The sequence below is a fragment of the Dehalococcoidia bacterium genome (assembly GCA_025060295.1).
Classification (GTDB): Bacteria; Chloroflexota; Dehalococcoidia; order Lucifugimonadales; family HRBIN23; genus HRBIN23.
This window is the reverse complement of record JANXCH010000011.1, coordinates 230,237-246,305: the sequence shown is the minus strand read 5'-3', so window position 1 is coordinate 246,305 and position 16,069 is coordinate 230,237. Positions and strand designations below refer to the sequence as shown.

General features: G+C 67.0%; 17 protein-coding genes. 12 read left to right on the top strand and 5 right to left on the bottom strand.

What is annotated here, in order from left to right; genetic code table 11:
- Window positions 1-528: 528 nt before the first annotated feature.
- The gene (locus tag NZ951_06300; protein ID MCS7207528.1) at window positions 529-1,377 is read left to right on the top strand and encodes an enoyl-CoA hydratase/isomerase family protein; all 849 of its coding nucleotides are present in this window, start codon (window positions 529-531) and stop codon (window positions 1,375-1,377) included.
- A gap of 61 nt (window positions 1,378-1,438) precedes the next feature.
- Here the strand turns inward: NZ951_06300 and NZ951_06295 are convergent, their stop codons facing one another.
- The 3 genes from NZ951_06295 to NZ951_06285 form a co-directional block, all read right to left on the bottom strand.
- A complete protein-coding gene (locus NZ951_06295) occupies window positions 1,439-2,431 on the bottom strand; it encodes an isocitrate lyase/PEP mutase family protein (GenBank protein MCS7207527.1) in 993 nt (330 codons plus the stop codon).
- 352 nt (window positions 2,432-2,783) lie between these two features.
- Complete coding sequence (locus tag NZ951_06290) at window positions 2,784-3,197, bottom strand: MerR family DNA-binding protein (protein ID MCS7207526.1); 414 nt, start codon at window positions 3,195-3,197, stop codon at window positions 2,784-2,786.
- 202 nt (window positions 3,198-3,399) lie between these two features.
- Entirely contained in the window at window positions 3,400-4,332 is a 933-nt protein-coding gene (locus tag NZ951_06285) for a CoA ester lyase (protein MCS7207525.1), read from the bottom strand.
- A 132-nt stretch (window positions 4,333-4,464) separates the two neighbouring features.
- Between NZ951_06285 and NZ951_06280 the strand changes: the two genes are divergently transcribed.
- From NZ951_06280 to NZ951_06265, 4 genes are read left to right on the top strand one after another with little or no spacing between them, the layout of a single operon-like run.
- Entirely contained in the window at window positions 4,465-4,842 is a 378-nt protein-coding gene (locus NZ951_06280) for a zinc ribbon domain-containing protein (GenBank protein ID MCS7207524.1), read from the top strand.
- A gap of 9 nt (window positions 4,843-4,851) precedes the next feature.
- Window positions 4,852-5,193, top strand: coding sequence for a zinc ribbon domain-containing protein (locus tag NZ951_06275; GenBank protein MCS7207523.1), 342 nt, complete (start codon window positions 4,852-4,854; stop codon window positions 5,191-5,193).
- A gap of 2 nt (window positions 5,194-5,195) precedes the next feature.
- A complete protein-coding gene (gene thiE, locus NZ951_06270; protein ID MCS7207522.1) occupies window positions 5,196-6,185 on the top strand; it encodes a thiamine phosphate synthase in 990 nt (329 codons plus the stop codon).
- The gene (locus NZ951_06265) at window positions 6,182-6,829 is read left to right on the top strand and encodes a haloacid dehalogenase (GenBank protein MCS7207521.1); all 648 of its coding nucleotides are present in this window, start codon (window positions 6,182-6,184) and stop codon (window positions 6,827-6,829) included. The genes thiE and NZ951_06265 overlap by 4 nt, the downstream gene beginning before the upstream one ends.
- A 10-nt stretch (window positions 6,830-6,839) precedes the next feature.
- Here NZ951_06265 and surE read toward each other — a convergent pair whose 3' ends face one another.
- Together surE and NZ951_06255 are read right to left on the bottom strand one after the other, a co-directional pair.
- The gene (gene surE / locus NZ951_06260; GenBank protein MCS7207520.1) at window positions 6,840-7,634 is read right to left on the bottom strand and encodes a 5'/3'-nucleotidase SurE; all 795 of its coding nucleotides are present in this window, start codon (window positions 7,632-7,634) and stop codon (window positions 6,840-6,842) included.
- Between the two features lie 18 nt (window positions 7,635-7,652).
- A complete protein-coding gene (locus NZ951_06255; protein ID MCS7207519.1) occupies window positions 7,653-8,660 on the bottom strand; it encodes a P1 family peptidase in 1,008 nt (335 codons plus the stop codon).
- A 175-nt stretch (window positions 8,661-8,835) separates the two neighbouring features.
- Here NZ951_06255 and NZ951_06250 point away from each other — a divergent pair, with 175 nt between their 5' ends.
- The 7 genes from NZ951_06250 to NZ951_06220 all read left to right on the top strand — a co-directional run bounded on the left by NZ951_06250 (window position 8,836) and on the right by NZ951_06220 (window position 16,045).
- On the top strand, window positions 8,836-9,129 hold the full coding sequence (locus NZ951_06250) for a hypothetical protein (GenBank protein ID MCS7207518.1): 294 nt from the start codon (window positions 8,836-8,838) through the stop codon (window positions 9,127-9,129).
- A 21-nt stretch (window positions 9,130-9,150) separates the two neighbouring features.
- A complete protein-coding gene (locus NZ951_06245) occupies window positions 9,151-9,723 on the top strand; it encodes a cytochrome c family protein (protein ID MCS7207517.1) in 573 nt (190 codons plus the stop codon).
- Window positions 9,724-9,733: 10 nt separating this feature from the next.
- Window positions 9,734-11,929, top strand: a complete 2,196-nt coding sequence (locus NZ951_06240) for a molybdopterin-dependent oxidoreductase (GenBank protein MCS7207516.1) — start codon at window positions 9,734-9,736, stop codon at window positions 11,927-11,929.
- A gap of 146 nt (window positions 11,930-12,075) precedes the next feature.
- Window positions 12,076-12,780, top strand: coding sequence for a 4Fe-4S dicluster domain-containing protein (locus NZ951_06235; protein ID MCS7207515.1), 705 nt, complete (start codon window positions 12,076-12,078; stop codon window positions 12,778-12,780).
- Window positions 12,746-14,143 (top strand): hypothetical protein, encoded by a 1,398-nt coding sequence (locus tag NZ951_06230; protein ID MCS7207514.1) that lies wholly within the window; start codon window positions 12,746-12,748, stop codon window positions 14,141-14,143. The genes NZ951_06235 and NZ951_06230 overlap by 35 nt, the downstream gene beginning before the upstream one ends.
- Window positions 14,144-14,155: 12 nt before the next feature.
- Window positions 14,156-15,532, top strand: a complete 1,377-nt coding sequence (nrfD, locus tag NZ951_06225) for a polysulfide reductase NrfD (protein ID MCS7207513.1) — start codon at window positions 14,156-14,158, stop codon at window positions 15,530-15,532.
- A gap of 15 nt (window positions 15,533-15,547) precedes the next feature.
- Entirely contained in the window at window positions 15,548-16,045 is a 498-nt protein-coding gene (locus NZ951_06220) for a DUF3341 domain-containing protein (protein MCS7207512.1), read from the top strand.
- Window positions 16,046-16,069 lie beyond the last annotated feature (24 nt).

Below are 16,069 nucleotides of genomic sequence, written 5' to 3'. Positions count from 1 at the left end.
TCACCGGGGGGTGGCCGCTTAACTCCCCTTCGGCCCGGGTGGGGGGGGGGGGGGGGGGTGGCCGGGGGTGGTGGGGGGGGGGGTGGGGGGGGGCTGGGGGGGGGGGGGGGGCACGCCCGCGGGGTGGGGGGGTTAATGTGGGCGGGGTGGTTGGGGTGGGATGGGGGGTGGGTGGGGGGATCACCGCGGGGGCTGGCGGGGGTGTGGGCGTGGGGGGGACGGGAGTAGGCGTCGGCTGGGCAGCACGACACCCCACCAGCAGGGCCACACCAAGCCCCGCCAAGAGTGTGAACAGCACACGCATGCGGTCAACCTCCTTATCAGCAACCTCCGTTGTCGTTCGGGATGTGTGGGCGCCCGTCCATCCCGTTCACCCCCAGCATACCAGCCCATGGTTAAAGGTTTCACAAGGGAGGGCTAAGGGATTGTAAAAATCTCGGCAATCCTCCGGGTGTGGGCAAGGGGATGCCGTGCTGAGGGGCACGCTGCCTGCTACTATGGGGGCAACACTGTCGTGAGGAGGCAGGTATGGAACGGACGACGGTGCTGTGGGAGCGTTTGCCGGGGCGGGTGGGCTTGCTGACCCTCAACCGCCCCGAGCGCCTGAACGCCCTGTCGGGGCAGATGTGGCAGGAAATAAGCGCCACCCTGCGGGAGGCTGACCGGGACCCTGAGGTGCGGGCCATCGTCGTGCGGGGGGCGGGTCGCGCCTTCTCGGCGGGGGCGGACATCGGCTCGGGGGCATCCCCCAGAAATATCCTGGAGTGGTATGAGAGCGAGATGGAGAGCGTGCCCCGCCATCGCATCTTCCGGGAACTGACCAAGCCCACCATCGGAGCGGTGCACGGCTGGTGTCTGGGCTGGGGGTTTGAGATGGCCTGCTCCCTGGACATGCTGGTGGCGGCCGAGGATGCCAAGTTCGGCGCTCCCGAGATCCGCCACGGCTCCATGGTGGCCAGCATCCTTCCCCTGCGCATCGGGCCTATGTGGGCCAAGCGCCTCATTTTTACGGGGGACATCATCACCGCCCAAAAGGCCAAGGAGATCGGCCTGGTGCTGGAGGTGCTTCCCAGCCCCGAGGGGGCTCTGGAGGCGGCCCTGGCCCTGGCACGGCGCATCGCTTTGGTGCCTCCCTTGGGGGTGCGCTTCAACAAGCGCATGGTGGACGGGGTGATGGAGGCCCTGGGGAGCGAAATGGCGGTGGCCTATGGGAGCCTGGTGTCGGCCATCTGCCACTCCCTTCTGGATCTAGCCGAAAACGCTGAGGGGCAGAACCTGGAGGCCATCCGGCGCAGTCAAGGCCTCAAGCTGTTTCTGGAGGCGCGGGAGTGCCCCTTCCGCCCTGGGCCAGGGAAGGAGCCCTGGGTGGTGCAATAGAAACGGGGGCGGGAAGACCCGCCCCCGCTTGTGCCCAGCGCCCCGTGGCGCGCAGGGCCCGCTAGGCCAGCACGCCTTCGTGTTTGAACTGCTTGGCCCCGAAGCCGCGGCTCTGGCTGTAGCGCTCCTCCACGAAGGCCTTGGGGAGGTATTTCTCCTCCAACTGCTGGAAGTATTCAAATCGCCCCATCTTGTGGTGGTTCTCGGTGGGGTGGCCCTCCTTCATCCGCTGGAGGCGCAACTGGGCCTGCTCCTGGTTCTCGGCCAAGTCCTTCAGGAAGTTCCACTCGGCGTACATCGCCGCGTGAATGGCCCCCAGGGTGATGAAGATGTACTTATAGCCCATCTCCCCCAGTTCGCGGAAGGTGAGGGGGTTCTGCACCCGCGTCCACTTGAAGGAGGAGGAGTAGTTGAAGCCCATGGGCACCTCGGGGAAGGCCTTCTTGAACTCCACGGCGAACTTCTCCACCGGCCCCCGGTCGGGGGTGGCGAACTCGGGCCAGACCATATCGGCCCCGGCGTCGGCGTAGAACTTGGCCCGCTCGATGGCCTCCTCCAGGCTCCCGCCCACAGCGTTCTCCGCATCGGTGCGGGCGATGATGAAGAAGTCGGGGTCGGAGCGGGCGTCTATGGCGGCACGGATTTTGCCGATGGCCTCCTCCCGGGGGAGGATGATCTTGCCCGCCAGGTGCCCGCACCGCTTGGGGAAGCGTTGGTCCTCTATGTGGATGCCCGCCACCCCCGTCTTCTCGTACTCCTCCACGGTGCGCATGGTGATGAGGGCGTTGCCGTAGCCGTCGTCGGCGTCGGCGATGACGGGGATACGCACCACGCTAGCGATGTATTTGGCCCAGGTGGTCATCTCCGTCATGGTGGGGAAGCCCAAGTCGGCGCGGGCCAGGTACCCCACAGCGCAGGAGTATCCGCTCATATACACGCACTTCAGCCCCACCATCTCGGCCAGTTTGGCCTGGATAGGGGTGTAGACCCCACTGGTGTAGACATACGGCTCGCTCTTGAGCAGGTCGCGGAACTTGCGTCCCATTCCGGGCATGGTGGTATCTCTCTCCTCTCCTTTAGCCTCCTGCCTCTGGCAGGGGCGCAAATCCTATCTACTGTCAAGCGCAGGGGCACACGGCTCCCTGGGATGATCTCAGCGGGAACCACAAGGCGGAGGCGTCAGGTTTTCGACTGCGGGGGGAGGCCCCCCGCTACACCCGAGGCGAAGTTCCCCGGCAGAACAGGCAACAGCACCCGCATCCCTTCTCCCCACACCCGCTGGGGCATCCACCCCAGCGGCAGGCTGACACCTCCATGCTTGCTCACGAAAACCGTTAGGTCAAGAGGGATAAGATGGCGTTTTTCCTATCGTTGCGATAGGGGGGGCCAAAGGGGGAAAAGGGTGTCTACGAGTGCACGGCTTGTTCTACCTGGTGGCAGACCTCGGGCGTGGGGGGACAGGAGCAGTCCCAACGGGCGACGAGGGCCTGGAGGCGTTGGTGCTGGCGCTGCAGGGCTTGGAGGCGGGCCTCCACCTCGGTCAAACGGCGCTGGAGGGCCTGGGCGAGGAGGGGGCAGGGGCTTTGGCCCCGCCGCCAGGCATCCAGGGCGGGCTTCAAGTCCTCCAGGCGGATGCCTACCTCCAAGGCGGCGCGGATGAAGCGCACCTCCTCTACCACCTGGGGTGGGTAGCGTCGCCAGCCGTGGGGGGTGCGCAGGGGGCGGGTCAGAAGGCCCCGCGCCTCATACAGACGCAGGGCCTTCCGACTGATGCCCGTCAGCCGGCGCAGGTCTGCGGGGGAGAGGGTTGTGTCGTCCATGCGCCTGCTCTGGGCCCTATGGGCGCATGCCCCGCCGATGGGCTACCTGCCGGTGCGCCGGCCGCCGCAGTCGCAGCCGGGGATGGGGCACTGGCTTCGCGGTGTGCAGGCCATAGCCTCCTCCTTTCCTGGACCTCCTTGCCGAGGCTCCACCTGCAGGGTAGGGCTGGCCCCTGGGGCCGTTGTCAAGGCCCCTTTCCCGTTACAGCAGGCCCGCCAGACGCGCCTTCTGGACGGTGGCCTGGGCCATGCGCACCGAGGCGGCATCTATCATACGCCCGTCTATGGTGATGGCCCCCTGCCCTTGGGCGGTGGCCCGCTCGTATTCCTGCACCACCCGCACAGCCCACTCTATCTCTTGGCGGGGGGGCGAGAACACCTCGTTGGCGATGGGCACCTGAAGGGGGTGGATGCACCACTTGCCATCAAACCCCAAACTGCGGGCGATACGACACGCCTTGCGGAAGCCCTCGGTGTCCCGGTGGGCGGCGTAGGGGCCGTCCAGGGCGCGCAGGCCCGCCGCCCGTGCCGCCACCACGATGCGATGCATGGCGTAGTGCCAGCGGTGCCCAGGATACAGAGCATCGGCCTCGTCGGGCTCGCCGATGGCCGTCAGGGGCATCTGCACCGAAGCGGCATAATCCCCTGGCCCGAACACCAAGGCCTCTAGGCGTTCACTGGCTGTGGCGATGGCGTGAATGTTCGCCAGACCCTGGGCCGTCTCTATCTGGGCCTCTATGCCGATGCGCCGGGTGAAGCCTTTGGCCAGTTCAATCTGCGTCAGGAGGATGTCCACAAAGGCCACATCCTCGGGGCGATTGGTCTTGGGAAGAACGATGCAGTCCAAACGGTCGCCGGCGCTTTCCACCACCTCCACCAGGTCGCGGTAGGCCCAGGGGGTATCCAGGCCGTTGATGCGCACGCACCGCACCTTGCGCCCCCAGTCCAGTTCCCGCAGGGCGCGCACCACCAGGGGGCGGCTGGCTTCCTTCTGATTGGGGGCAACGGCGTCCTCCAGGTCCAGGTAAACAGCATCGGCCTCGGAGGCCACCGCCTTTTGGATCATCCCCCAGTTGGAGCCGGGGACGGACAGGAAGGAGCGCTCCACACGAATGGGGACGGGTGTGCGGGGCATAGGGGCCTCCTGGGCGGGTGTGTGTTGGGCCATCCTCATGGTGCACCGATGGCGTCGGTTGCGCAATGGGGTGGGGGAGCCTAGCGCCAGCAAAAAGCGCCTGTGCTACCATGCCTACGGGGGGTGAGATGCGTGCCGATTTACGAGTATCGCTGTCGGGACTGCCAGCGTAAGAGCACCTTCTTCTTCCGCTCCTTTGCGGCTGTCAGTGAGGCGTCGTCCCTGCACTGCGAGCACTGTGGTAGCCCCAGCCTCCAGCGCCTGTTCTCCCCGGTGGCGGTGCACCGTTCGTGGGGCTCCAGCCTGGATGCATCTTTCCCCGGGGAGGAGATGCTCAACGAGGCGGATGAGGACAATCCCGAGGCGATGGAGGAGTGGGGGCGGAAGATCAAAGGGGCCTTGACGGAGGGGGAGGATACAGAACTGGACGAGTGGGAGCGGGCGGAACTGGGGCTGGAGCCGGAGGAGCCGGGCGAGGGGGATACCGAGGGCGAGGAGGACGAGGAGTAGGAGGCGCCTATGCCCCTGTATGACTACCGCTGTGGCCAGTGCCAACGGGTTACCACCCTCTTTACCCGTTCGGTGTTCCAGCAGGTGGAGCCGGTGTGCGCCCACTGCGGGGGCAAAGACATGCGTCGGATGGTCTCCCCTTTCGCTTACCACAAGTCTATCCAGACTATCCACGAGGAGAGTGGGCCACCGTCCCAATTCCCCACCCTGGACTACTACAAAGACCCCCGCAACATCGGGCGCTATGTGGAGGAGAAGTTCAAGGAGTACGGGATGGAACTGCCTAAGTCGGTAAAGGAGCAGATTCAGGCCGCCCGCGAGGGCGAGGTGCCCAAGGAACTGGGGCTGTAGGGATGACGGAACGGGTGAGCCCCCAGCCTGTGGTGCCCGCCTATCGGGAGGCGTTGGCCGCCGCCCTGCGCACGGTGGAGGCGGCCGTGACCCAGCCCATCGGCCTGGCCTACGATGTGCGCACCCTGCGCCAGGCCCTCCGCACTACGGGAGCCGATGAGGAGGAGGCCGACCCCCTGCGGGGGTGGCGTGTCCCGCCCGCCCAGGGCCTAGAGGCGGCCGTCCTTGCCCGCCGTGCTCTGGGGCTCCTGCAGGAGTGGGGGGCGCTGGACGGCGGCTTGGCCGAACGCGTCCGCAAGGTGTTGGACCGCGCCGAGGCCCGCCTGGGGGCTGATCTGCGCCGTCCCCTGGCTCAGCGGGTGCGGGGGCTCTATGTCATCATAGACCCCGCCCAGTGCCGCGGGCGCAACCCCCTGGACATCGCCGAATCGGCTTTACGCGGCGGGGCGCACGTGCTCCAGTGGCGGGATAAGCAGACCGAAAAGGGAACACAACTGCAGACTTTGGCCCAGGTGCGCACCCTGTGCACCCGCTACAATGCCCTTCTCATCGTCAACGACCACGCCGACCTTGCCGTGGCCGCCGAGGCCGATGGCCTGCACATTGGGCAACTCGACCTGCCCCTGCCCCACGCCCGCCAGGTGCTTCGCCCCGGGCACCTCATCGGGCGCTCCCATGCCCTTCTGGAGGAGGCCCTGGCCTCCCAGGCGCAGGGGGCCGACTATATCGCCGTGGGCACCATCTTCGGGACAACCTCCAAGGCCCCCGAGCGCACCCGCTACGCCGGCCTGGAGACCCTGCGCAAGGTGAAGCAGGCGGTGCAGGCCCCGGTAGTGGCCATCGGGGGCATTACGGCGTCCCATGTGGCCCAGGTCATCGAGGCGGGGGCCGATGCGGTGGCGGTGCTCAGCGCCGTGTGTGGTGCCGACGATCCAGAGAAGGCGACGCGGGACCTGGTGGAAGCTATCCGACGGGCCCAGGCATCCCCATGACAGACTACGCCCAGCAGTTGCAAGCCATCGGGGACACAGCCCGCGCCCTGCTGTCCCAGACCTTCACGGCGCGGGAGCAGGCCTTGACCCTCTGCCGGGAGGTGGTGCAGAAAAGTGCTCTAGCCATCCGCTCCGCCCATCGCCAGCACTATGAGGAGGCGCGTCGGCATCTCGCCCAGGCCCAGGAGCGCCTCCAGCGGATAGACGGCCTCTTGCACGCACATCCCGATGTCTACTACGCCGGCTTTGTGGAGGACGCCCAGAAGGAGTTCGCCGAGGCGTCGGTGGTGGTGGCGGTGCTGACGGGGATGCCCATCCCCCATTTCGCCGACCTGAAGGTGGGGGTGGCCCCCTACCTCAACGGTCTGGGGGAGGCGGTGGGGGAACTGCGCCGTGCGGTTATGGACGCCCTCCGCCAAGGGGATATGGAGCGCTGCCAGGCCCTCCTGGAGGTGATGGACGACATCTACGCCCTGCTTATCACGGTGGATTTCCCCGACGGGATGACGGGGGGGTTGCGCCGCACCACCGATGCTACACGGGCGATCCTCGAACGCACGCAAGGGGACGTGGCCCTGGCCCAGCGCATGCACGCCTTGGAGCGCCACCTGTCCCGTCTGGAGGGGGGCGTGGGGGAGGGGTGAAGACGCGCCCTCACGGGGTATCGTTCCGGGGCGGGCGGATACCCTCGGCCAGGGCCTTGGCCAGGCCCGCTAGGGATGGCAAAAGGCTGTAGTGAGTCAGGTCGGTGGTCAGGGGCGTGATGCTCACCCGATGGTGGCGCACCGCCCACACATCTGTCCCCTCCACTACCTCCCACACCGGGCGGGAGCGGGCGATCCAATACCACTTGCGCCGTCCGTCGTCCCCCTGGCGCACCACCTCGGCGTAACTGCGCCGTCCCAGACGGGTAATCTCCACCCCCTCCAGTTTCTCTAGAGGCAGGTTGGGCAGGTTCACATTGAGGAGGATGGGGCGGGGTAGAGCCCCTTCGGCCGCTTGCTGGGCCAGCAGGCGCACCACCAGGGCCGAGGGACCAAAGATGAAGTTGGTCAAGGTGCACAGGGAGACGGCGATGGAGGGGATACCCCGAAACCACCCCTGGAGCGCCCCACCCACCGTGCCCGACAGGAGCACATCCTCCCCCAGGTTGGCCCCCTGGTTGATGCCCGACACCACCAAATCGGGGGGGCGCTCCAACACCACCTCCATGGCGACAACCACCGCATCGGCGGGGGTGCCCTCCACGGTGTAGGCCTCTACCCCCTCCACCAGGGAGGGGAAGGTGGTGAGGCGCACCGGCAACTGGAGGGTCATGGATCCGCCCACTCCGCTTTGCTCCCGGTCGGGGGCGCACACAATGACCCGCCCCAGGGGGCGTAAGGCTTTGGCCGCCTCCCAGAGGCCGGGGGCGTGGATGCCGTCGTCGTTGGTCAAGAGGATGTGCATAGAGGCCTCCAATGCAGTCTACACCTGCGGAAGGTCGGGGAGCACCTCCCGCGCTGCGGGTATACCTGCCAGGGGTGTGGCCTTCAGCACTGCCCGCACCACCGCCTCGGCCACCACCTGCACCGCCCCCACCCCCAGACGGTCTAAGTCTATACTCGCCGTCGCCTCCCCCGTCGCCAGGGCGAACATGCAGTCCCCGTCCCGCATGGTGTGGCAGGGGCGAATGGCCAAGGCCAGCCCGTCCTGAGCGTAGACAGCCAGTTTATTTACCTGCTCCTTGGTGAGGCGGGCGTTGGTGGCCACGATGCCGATAGTGGTGTTGGTCTGGGGGGAACGGGGGGGGACAACCCCCTGCAGGAGCAACTCTACCGTGCTGTGGAAGCCCTTCCCGTCCTCCCGGCGGGGGCCGGCCAGGATGCGCCCTGTGTGGGGGTCCACCACATCCCCCACGGCGTTGACGGCGACCAAAGCGGCAACAACAATGCCCTGCCCCAGGTGCAGGCTGGCGGTGCCAATGCCTCCCTTGGTGGCGCGGGCCATGCCCAGGATTTTGCCCACCGTTGCCCCCGTGCCGGCACCCACGGAGCCTTCGGCCACCGGCCCTGCTGTGGCTCCCTGGCACGCCTGGTAGCCCGCCTCGGGGCCTGGGCGGGCCTTATGGGGGCCTGCCAGGAGCAGGTCAAAAAGGATGGCGGCGGGCACAATGGGCACCACCGCTGTGCCCAGGCGAAAGCCGATGCCCCGCTCCTCTAGCCAGCGCATCACCCCGTCGGCGGTGGCGAGACCAAAAGCGCTGCCCCCCGATAGGACGACGGCGTGCACCTGCTGGACAAGGGCCGTGGGGCGCAACAGGTCGGTCTCTCGGGTGCCGGGGGCGGAGCCCCGCACCTCCACACCCCCCACAGCCCCCTTCGGAACAAGGACAACGGTGCATCCCGTCGCGTTCTGGGGGTCTGTCCAGTGGCCCACCAGGACGCCTGGCACATCGGTGAGGGCCCCGTAGGAGGGGTTTGGGGGGTGGCTCATCTTTCCACCATAGCGGAAGGCGGGGGGCGGTGTCCAGGGCGTCGCGGTGAGAGGGCCCCGGAAGGGCGGTGAGCGCTTGAGGGAACCGTGAGGTGGCCCTTGACAACAGGGCGGGATTGCGATACCCTTCACTAACGATTTGGGGGTGGCGGGGAAGGCTGGTCAAGGAGCCGGCATGGACCCCATCGCCCTAAACGCAGAGCAGTGGGCCCAGGTGAAGGCCCTGCTGCATGTGCTGTGGCTTCTCCCCTTCTTTGCGGCGGGGCTGGCCCTCCTGCTGATGCTTGCGTTGGCCATTATCCCCTCCCTGGTGGGCACGCGCCATCTACCTGTGGACACTGTGCGGGTGCGGGGACTGCTCCTGCTGGTGGGCCTGGCGGCTGTGGCGGGGATCGCTATCGTATTTGCGCGGGTGGTGCCCGCCGTGGAGGACATCGTGCGCCAGGTGTATCCCAAGTTTCTGTGGTAGACTGCACGAAAGGGGTGTGGCGTGCGTCTCGGCAAAGGGATGCGCATCGCCATCTTGCTCGGCGGGGGGTTCGGGTCTGCCCTGCTGGGGCTGGCCGTGTTGGTGTTGGTGGTGCCGCGGGTCGTCGCCCACTACTCGTGGAGCGTGGAGCGCCTCTTCCGCCAGGCCCCTGCCCAGCCCATCGCTTTCTCCCACAAGACCCACGCTGGCGACGCCCAAATTCCCTGTCTGTTCTGCCACCGGGGGGCCGATAAGGAGGAGGCGGCCACCATCCCCTCCCTGGAGCAGTGCATGTTCTGCCACCGCTTCATCATCGGCACCACCGAGGCCCAGCAGGCAGAAATCCGCAAGGTCATTGAGGCCTTCAATAACCGCGAGGCGGTGCAGTGGGTGCGGGTGTTCCGCCTGCCTGACCATGTGCGGTTCGTGCACGAGGCCCACATTCGCGCCGGCTTTACCTGCGCCGAATGCCACGGGGCGGTGGAGACCATGACCGAGATGCGCCAGTTCCACCGCTCCCTGAAGATGGGCGACTGTGTGGGGTGCCATCGCCAGAACAATGCCCCCACCGACTGCGCGATCTGCCATTACTAGTGGAGACGCTATGGGCATTACGCGTCGGGATCTGCTGAAGCTGGCGGGGGTGGGGGCGCTGGGGGCCATCGCCTTCAACGGGTGCCGCATCCCCGACCGGGAGCTGCGGGTGGAGAGCCCAGTGGCTCTCCCCGAAGACCAGGTTACGGGGCGGGATAACTGGTACGCCACGCTGTGCGTGCAGTGTGGGGCGGGGTGTGGTGTGCTGGCGCGGGTGGTGGAGGGGCGCGCCCGCAAGATAGAGGGCAACCCCGACCACCCCCTCAACGAAGGGAAGACCTGTGCCCGTGGCCAGGCGGCCGTGCAGGCCCTCTATCATCCCGACCGCCTCCTGTCCCCCCTTTTGCACGGCCAGGCGGTGGATTGGGAGACGGCGATGGCCGAACTGGCTGGCCAGATCCAGCAGAACCGCGGGCGGGTGTTGCTGGCTACCAATCCCTTGCGGGGGCATAACGCCCTGGTGGCTCAGACCTTTATCCAGAGCATAGGGGGCACCCTGCTGGCCTACGAACCCCTGGAGGACACCGTCCTGCGCACGGCCGTGAAGGGCCTCTTCGGACAGGACACCTTGCCCGATTACGATATCGCCCGCGCCCGCACGGTGTTCTCCTTTGGGGCGGGGTGGTTGGAGACCTGGGGTTCCCCTGTTCGCTGGGGGCGGGCGTATGGAGCCTTCCGCCAGGGGCGTCCCGGCCAGCGAGGCCTCTTCTTCCACGCCGAGCCCCGCTTCTCCCTCACCGCCGCCAATGCCGACCTCTGGCTCCCCGTCCGCCCCGGGATGGAGGGCGTTCTGGCTCTGGCTGTGGCCTATGTGCTGGTGGAGCGGGGGATGGCTCATCCCCCCGCCGCTGCCCAACTCACAGGCGGGCAGGGTCTAGGGGCTTTGACTGCCTACCAGCCCGAGCGGGTGGCCGCGGCCGTCGGCATTCCCGCTGAGCGCATCCGGGAGGTGGCCGAGGTGTTCGGCTCCCAGCGCCCCAGCCTGGCCCTGGTGGGCGGTTCTGCCCTGGCCCACACCAACGGTTTGTTCAACGCGCGGGCTGTGCTCTCCCTCAACGCCTTGGTGGACAATATCGGGCGGGAGGGGGGCATCCGCTTCAATCCGCCCCCGCCTGCGGGATGGACAGGCGTTCCCCCTGCGCCCTTCGCCCGCTGGCGTCAAGCCCTGGAGGAGATGCGTGCGGGGCGTGTGGGGCTTCTGATCGTGCGGGGGGCCAACCTCATCTACGGCTTGCCTGTGGACCGCGGGGAGGTGGAGGAGGCCCTCACCCAGGTGCCCTTCCGCGTGGTTATCGGGCCCATCGCCGACGACATGGCCCCCTACGGCGACTTGGTGCTCCCCGAGTTGGAGGCTTTGGAGGCGTGGGGCACCGATTGGCCCGAGCCCGGCCCCGGTTACCAGACAGTTACGTTCCAACAGCCGGTGGTGCGCCCCTTCCGCGACGGGAAAGCCTTTGGGGATATCCTGCTGGAGGCGGGGAAGGCCGCCGGCCTGACCCTGCCCTGGCAGAGCATGCGGGAGGCGGTGCAGGACGGGGCACGACGGCTGTTTGCCTTGCGGCGGGGTGCGGTGCGGGCCGCCGACGAGGAGGGGTTCTTTATGGGGGTGCTCCAACGGGGGGGGTGGTGGGATCCCCAGGCCACCGGCCAGGGGCGCTTCACGGGGGAGCGTCTGCCCGCCACACCTCCAGCTCCCCAGTTCGCCGGCGACGCTCAGGAGTTCCCCTTCCACCTCGTTCCCTTCACGCCCTTGGGCATCCACGACGGGCGGGGGGCGCATCTGCCCTGGCTGCAGGGCCTCCCCGATGGCACCACCACCGTCGCCTGGCAGACCTGGGTGGAGGTCAACCCGGACACGGCCCGTCGCCTGGGCCTGCTGGAGGGGGAGTGGGTGGAGGTCATCTCCCCGCGGGGAAGCCTCCGTGCCCTGGTGTATGTGCACCCCGCCATTCCGCCCGAGGTGGTGGCTATCCCCGTGGGCTTCGGGCACCAGGGGATGGGGCGCTGGGCCAACGGGCGGGGGGCCAATGTGTTCTCTATCCTTGCACCCCTCACCGACCAGGAGACGGGGGCTTTTGCGTGGGCGGCCACGCGGGTGCGTCTGCGCCGCACCGGCCAGCGCCAGCGCATCCCGAAGTTTGAAGGGGTGGTGCGCCCCGTGCAACTGGAGGAGCGCCCCATCATCCTGGTAACGAAGGAGGCGTAGGCATGCCCTCCGAGAAGGCGGTTCGCCGTTCGGCATCTCCTCCCGCCCCCCAAGGGCGGGACGGGGCACCCCTGCACGCCTCTTCCGCAGCGGCGGGACAGGGTGCCCCCTCCCCACAGCAGGCTCGCCCCCGCCACAAGTGGGCGATGGTGGTGGATATGGACCGGTGCACAGGGTGCCAAGCCTGCGTGGTGGCCTGCCAGGCCGAGAACAACATCCCGATTAATACCGAGACCATCTTCCTGCAACGGCGGGTGATTGAATGGATCTGGGTGGAGCGCTACTGGGAGGGGGAATATCCCCATGTGCGCGCCCGCTATATCCCCCTCCTGTGCCAGCAGTGCGACAACGCCCCCTGCGAGCCGGTCTGCCCCGTTTATGCCACTTACCACAACGACCAGGGGCTGAATGTCCAGGTGTACAACCGCTGTGTGGGCACCCGCTACTGCGCCAACAACTGCCCCTACCACGCCCGCTTTTTCAACTTTTGGCAACCCGTGTGGCCCGAGACGTTGCGCCATCACCTGAACCCGGATGTGACGGTGCGCTGGCGGGGCATTATGGAGAAGTGCACCTTCTGCATCCAGCGCATCCGGCGCGTCCAGCGGGAGGCGGCGCGGGACGGGCGCACCCTGCAGGACGGGGATATCACCCCTGCCTGCGCCCAGGCCTGCCCCACCGACGCCCTCGTGTTCGGCGATATCTTGGATCCGCAAAGCCGTGTTGCTCAACTGGCCAAAAACAAGCGGGCCTACAAGGTCATTGAAGACCTGGGCACCGGCCCCAACGTGATTTACCTGAAGAAGGTCGACCCCTATGCACCCGCTGCCGACCACGACCACAAGCACTAGCCACCACCCCGTGGAGGATTTCCCCACCTCCCCCCGCGAGGTGGCGGAGGAGGTGTTGGGGAAGGCCCAGCGCCCCTGGCCCCTGTGGCGGGCTCTGGTGCTCGCCCTGGGGGTGCTGCTCCTCTTGGGGGTGGTGGGGTTGGTGCTGAAGGTGGCCGAGGGGACAGACCACACCCGTTGGGGCTATTACGCTGCCGTGCTGGGGTTCCTGTACACCACGGCGGGGGCTGCGCCCATTGTCTCGGTGGCCACACGCATGGCCAAGGCCCACTGGCGTCGCCCCCTGGCCCGTATCGCCGAGGTGTACGGCGTCGTGGGCCTGTGGACCCTCTTGCTGTATATCCCCCTCGTGTGGGTTATCCCCCCGGGCGAGGGGCGCAACACTATCTGGATCGTCAGTGGGGTGCGCCAGGGCTGGCCGCCGGGGGCGCCGGTAGCCTACGACCTGCTCACCCTGGTGATGGTGGCCCTGAGCGGGCTGGCGCTCCTGTGGATCGCTGCGATCCCTGATCTGGCCGCCCTGCGGGACCAGGGGCGCGGGGGGTGGACGGCACGCCTTGCCCTGGGGTGGCGGGGGACGCTGCGCCAATGGCGCGTGCATAAGGCGGCCCTGAGCGTGGCGGGGGGGCTATACTTTATCGCCTATGTGGGCGGGAGTCTGGTGTTGGCCAGCGATCTGGTGCTCTCCTTCGTGCCGGGGTGGAAGGACTCCATCTTCCCCGCTTACCATGCCCTGTCGGGTCTGCAGGCGGGCCTGGCTCTGGTGGTGGTGAGCGCCTTTGTGCTGCGCACCTTTGGGGGCTACCAGCGCTACTTCCACGTCGACCAGTTTTGGGGGGCGGCCAAACTCCTCTTGGCCCTGTCCCTGCTATGGGCTTATTTCAACTGGTCGGCCTTCCTGACCTTCTGGTATGGGCGTACCCCCACGGAGCAGAACCTGCAGCAGTTGCTGTATTTCGGTCCGTATCGGCCCCTGTTTGTGGCGTCCCTGTTTTTGAACTGGTTGGTGCCCTTGCTCGCTTTCATCATCAGCCCCGTGCGCCGGAGCATCTGGGGGCCCACCGTGATAGGCTTGGGCATCCTGGTGGGAGCCTTCGTGGACCGCGTGCGCTTGTATGTGGGGGCGTGGTCGGTGCCCGACCCGACGGGCCACCACTTCAAGGAGGTGCCGGCGGCGGTGGCCCCCACTCTGGCGGACTACCTGCTTCTTATCGGCGGCATCAGCGGGGGGCTTCTGCTGGCACTGGTGGCGGCGCGCCTCTTCCTGCCGCTGTCGGTGTGGGAACTGAAGGAACTGACCTACCTGCGGGTGGTGCGGCCGTTCCTGAAGACCCGCGCTGTGGTGTTGGGCAAGCCCGACTAGCAAGGGGACACCATGCAGGAGCGGAAAGACCTATCGGACAGCCAAATCAACCGAGACCTGCTGTGGCCGGTGCTGAGCACGCCCCTCTGGTTCTGGGGGCTGTTGTTGGGGCTGGGGGGGGTGGTGGCGGTGGCGGGGGGAGCCGTGGGATGGTGGATGAACCGGGGGCCAGGGGTGGCGGGCATTAACCGCCCCATTATGTGGGAACTGCTTATCATCACCTTCGTGTTCTGGGTGGGCATCAGCCACGCGGGGGTGATGCTCTCGGCCATTCTGCGCCTCACCCAGGCCGAGTGGCGACGCCCCATGGTGCGGGCAGCCGAGGTGCTCACCGTGTTCTCCCTGGCCACGGCGGCCATGTTCCCCCTGTTCCACTCGGGCCGCCCCTGGCGCACGATGTACTGGGTATTCCCCTATGATTTCTCGCGGGGGATTTGGCCCAATGTGCGCTCCCCGTTGGTGTGGGACCCGAGCGCCATCTTCACCTACTTGACGGGGTCGGCACTGTTCGTGTTGATTACCCTGCTCCCCGACCTGGCCGTCCTGCGCGACCGCACCACAGGGATTCCCCACAAGATTTACTCCATTCTATCCCTGGGTTGGCGGGGCACGCCCCGCCAGTGGAAACTCCAAACCCTGGCAGGGATCCTCCTATCGGCGTTGATTCTGCCTGTGTTCGTCTCGGTGCACTCCATCGTGTCGTGGGACTTCGGGATGGCCATCTCGGTAGAGGGGTGGCACACCACGGTGTTTGCCCCCTACTTCGTCATTGGGGCGGTGCACTCGGGGGTGGCGGCTGTGGTTACCATGATGGCGGTGATGCGCTGGCTGTTCCGCTGGGAGGACTACATCCGCGCCGAGCACTTTGACGCCATCGGACGTCTGCTCATTGTGGTGGCCCTGGCGTGGTTCTTCTTCTTCGCTTTGGAGTTCATCTTCAGCCTCTACCTGCGGGAGCCGCAGGAAGTGGCCATGCGCCAGTTGCAGGTGTTTGAGTGGCCATTCAACATGCTGTTCATCCTGTTCATTCTGACGGCCTTCTTCATCCCTGTGCCCTTGTGGCTGTTCCGCAAGGTGAGGCGGAATGTGGCGCTGATGTTCTGGACCTCTATCCTGGTGAACATCGGGATGTGGTTGGAGCGGTTCCTGATCATTGTGCCGGGGCTGGCGCGCAAGCAGGCCTTCACCTTTGACTGGTCGGCCTACCGCCCCAGCCCCATTGAGATGCTGATCGTCATCGGCTCCTTCGCCCTGGTGTGTCTGGGCCTGCTGGTGTTCAGCAAGATCTTCCCGTTAGTGCCCGTGAACGAGGCGAAGGAGGGGCAGGTGCTTAAGGCTGATATTCAGGTGGGCAAGCGCAAGGTGCCCGCCATCGTGCGCGAACATTAGGGAGGAGTCGGGACTATGGCCGAGCGCGGTGTCTTGGGTCTGTTTAGTGATGTGGAGTCGGCGGCCAACGCCGGCACCGCCCTGCGGGAGGCGGGGATAGAGTTTGAGGTGCTGTCGGGCTCCCCGTATCCCGAGGGGGCTTTTAGCGAGCATACCCCTCCCCATCGGCTGTATGTGTTCCCCTTCTTGGGGGCGTTGTGTGGGTTCTCGGTGGCGATCCTCCTGACCGCCGGCACCCAGTTGGCCTATCCCCTGGTCACGGGGGGCAAGCCGGTGCTCTCCATCCCGCCCATGGCCATCATCACCTACGAGGGCACCATGCTGGGGGCCATTCTGTTCACGGTGCTCGGGGTGGTGTTTGAGTCCCGCCTACCCCGCCCCATTGTGGGCCTGTACGACAAGCGCATCACGGAGGGGTGGATCGGCCTGCTGGTGGTGGGGGAGGAGGGTCTGTTGGGGCCGGCCGAGCGGATCTTGCGGCAGCACGGGGCGGTGGAAGTGAAGCGGGGGTAGCCGCCCAGAAGGAGCTGAGGTTTG

What these genes read in the sequence shown, in the direction of transcription:
- NZ951_06300 (MCS7207528.1), top strand. Translation starts at nt 529, where the DNA reads ATGGAACGGACGACGGTGCTGTGGGAGCGTTTGCCGGGGCGGGTGGGC.
- NZ951_06295 (MCS7207527.1), bottom strand. Translation starts at nt 2,431, where the DNA reads ATGCCCGGAATGGGACGCAAGTTCCGCGACCTGCTCAAGAGCGAGCCG.
- NZ951_06290 (MCS7207526.1), bottom strand. Translation starts at nt 3,197, where the DNA reads ATGGACGACACAACCCTCTCCCCCGCAGACCTGCGCCGGCTGACGGGC.
- NZ951_06285 (MCS7207525.1), bottom strand. Translation starts at nt 4,332, where the DNA reads ATGCCCCGCACACCCGTCCCCATTCGTGTGGAGCGCTCCTTCCTGTCC.
- NZ951_06275 (MCS7207523.1), top strand. Translation starts at nt 4,852, where the DNA reads ATGCCCCTGTATGACTACCGCTGTGGCCAGTGCCAACGGGTTACCACC.
- thiE (MCS7207522.1), top strand. Translation starts at nt 5,196, where the DNA reads ATGACGGAACGGGTGAGCCCCCAGCCTGTGGTGCCCGCCTATCGGGAG.
- NZ951_06265 (MCS7207521.1), top strand. Translation starts at nt 6,182, where the DNA reads ATGACAGACTACGCCCAGCAGTTGCAAGCCATCGGGGACACAGCCCGC.
- surE (MCS7207520.1), bottom strand. Translation starts at nt 7,634, where the DNA reads ATGCACATCCTCTTGACCAACGACGACGGCATCCACGCCCCCGGCCTC.
- NZ951_06255 (MCS7207519.1), bottom strand. Translation starts at nt 8,660, where the DNA reads ATGAGCCACCCCCCAAACCCCTCCTACGGGGCCCTCACCGATGTGCCA.
- NZ951_06250 (MCS7207518.1), top strand. Translation starts at nt 8,836, where the DNA reads ATGGACCCCATCGCCCTAAACGCAGAGCAGTGGGCCCAGGTGAAGGCC.
- NZ951_06240 (MCS7207516.1), top strand. Translation starts at nt 9,734, where the DNA reads ATGGGCATTACGCGTCGGGATCTGCTGAAGCTGGCGGGGGTGGGGGCG.
- NZ951_06235 (MCS7207515.1), top strand. Translation starts at nt 12,076, where the DNA reads ATGGTGGTGGATATGGACCGGTGCACAGGGTGCCAAGCCTGCGTGGTG.
- NZ951_06230 (MCS7207514.1), top strand. Translation starts at nt 12,746, where the DNA reads ATGCACCCGCTGCCGACCACGACCACAAGCACTAGCCACCACCCCGTG.
- nrfD (MCS7207513.1), top strand. Translation starts at nt 14,156, where the DNA reads ATGCAGGAGCGGAAAGACCTATCGGACAGCCAAATCAACCGAGACCTG.
- NZ951_06220 (MCS7207512.1), top strand. Translation starts at nt 15,548, where the DNA reads ATGGCCGAGCGCGGTGTCTTGGGTCTGTTTAGTGATGTGGAGTCGGCG.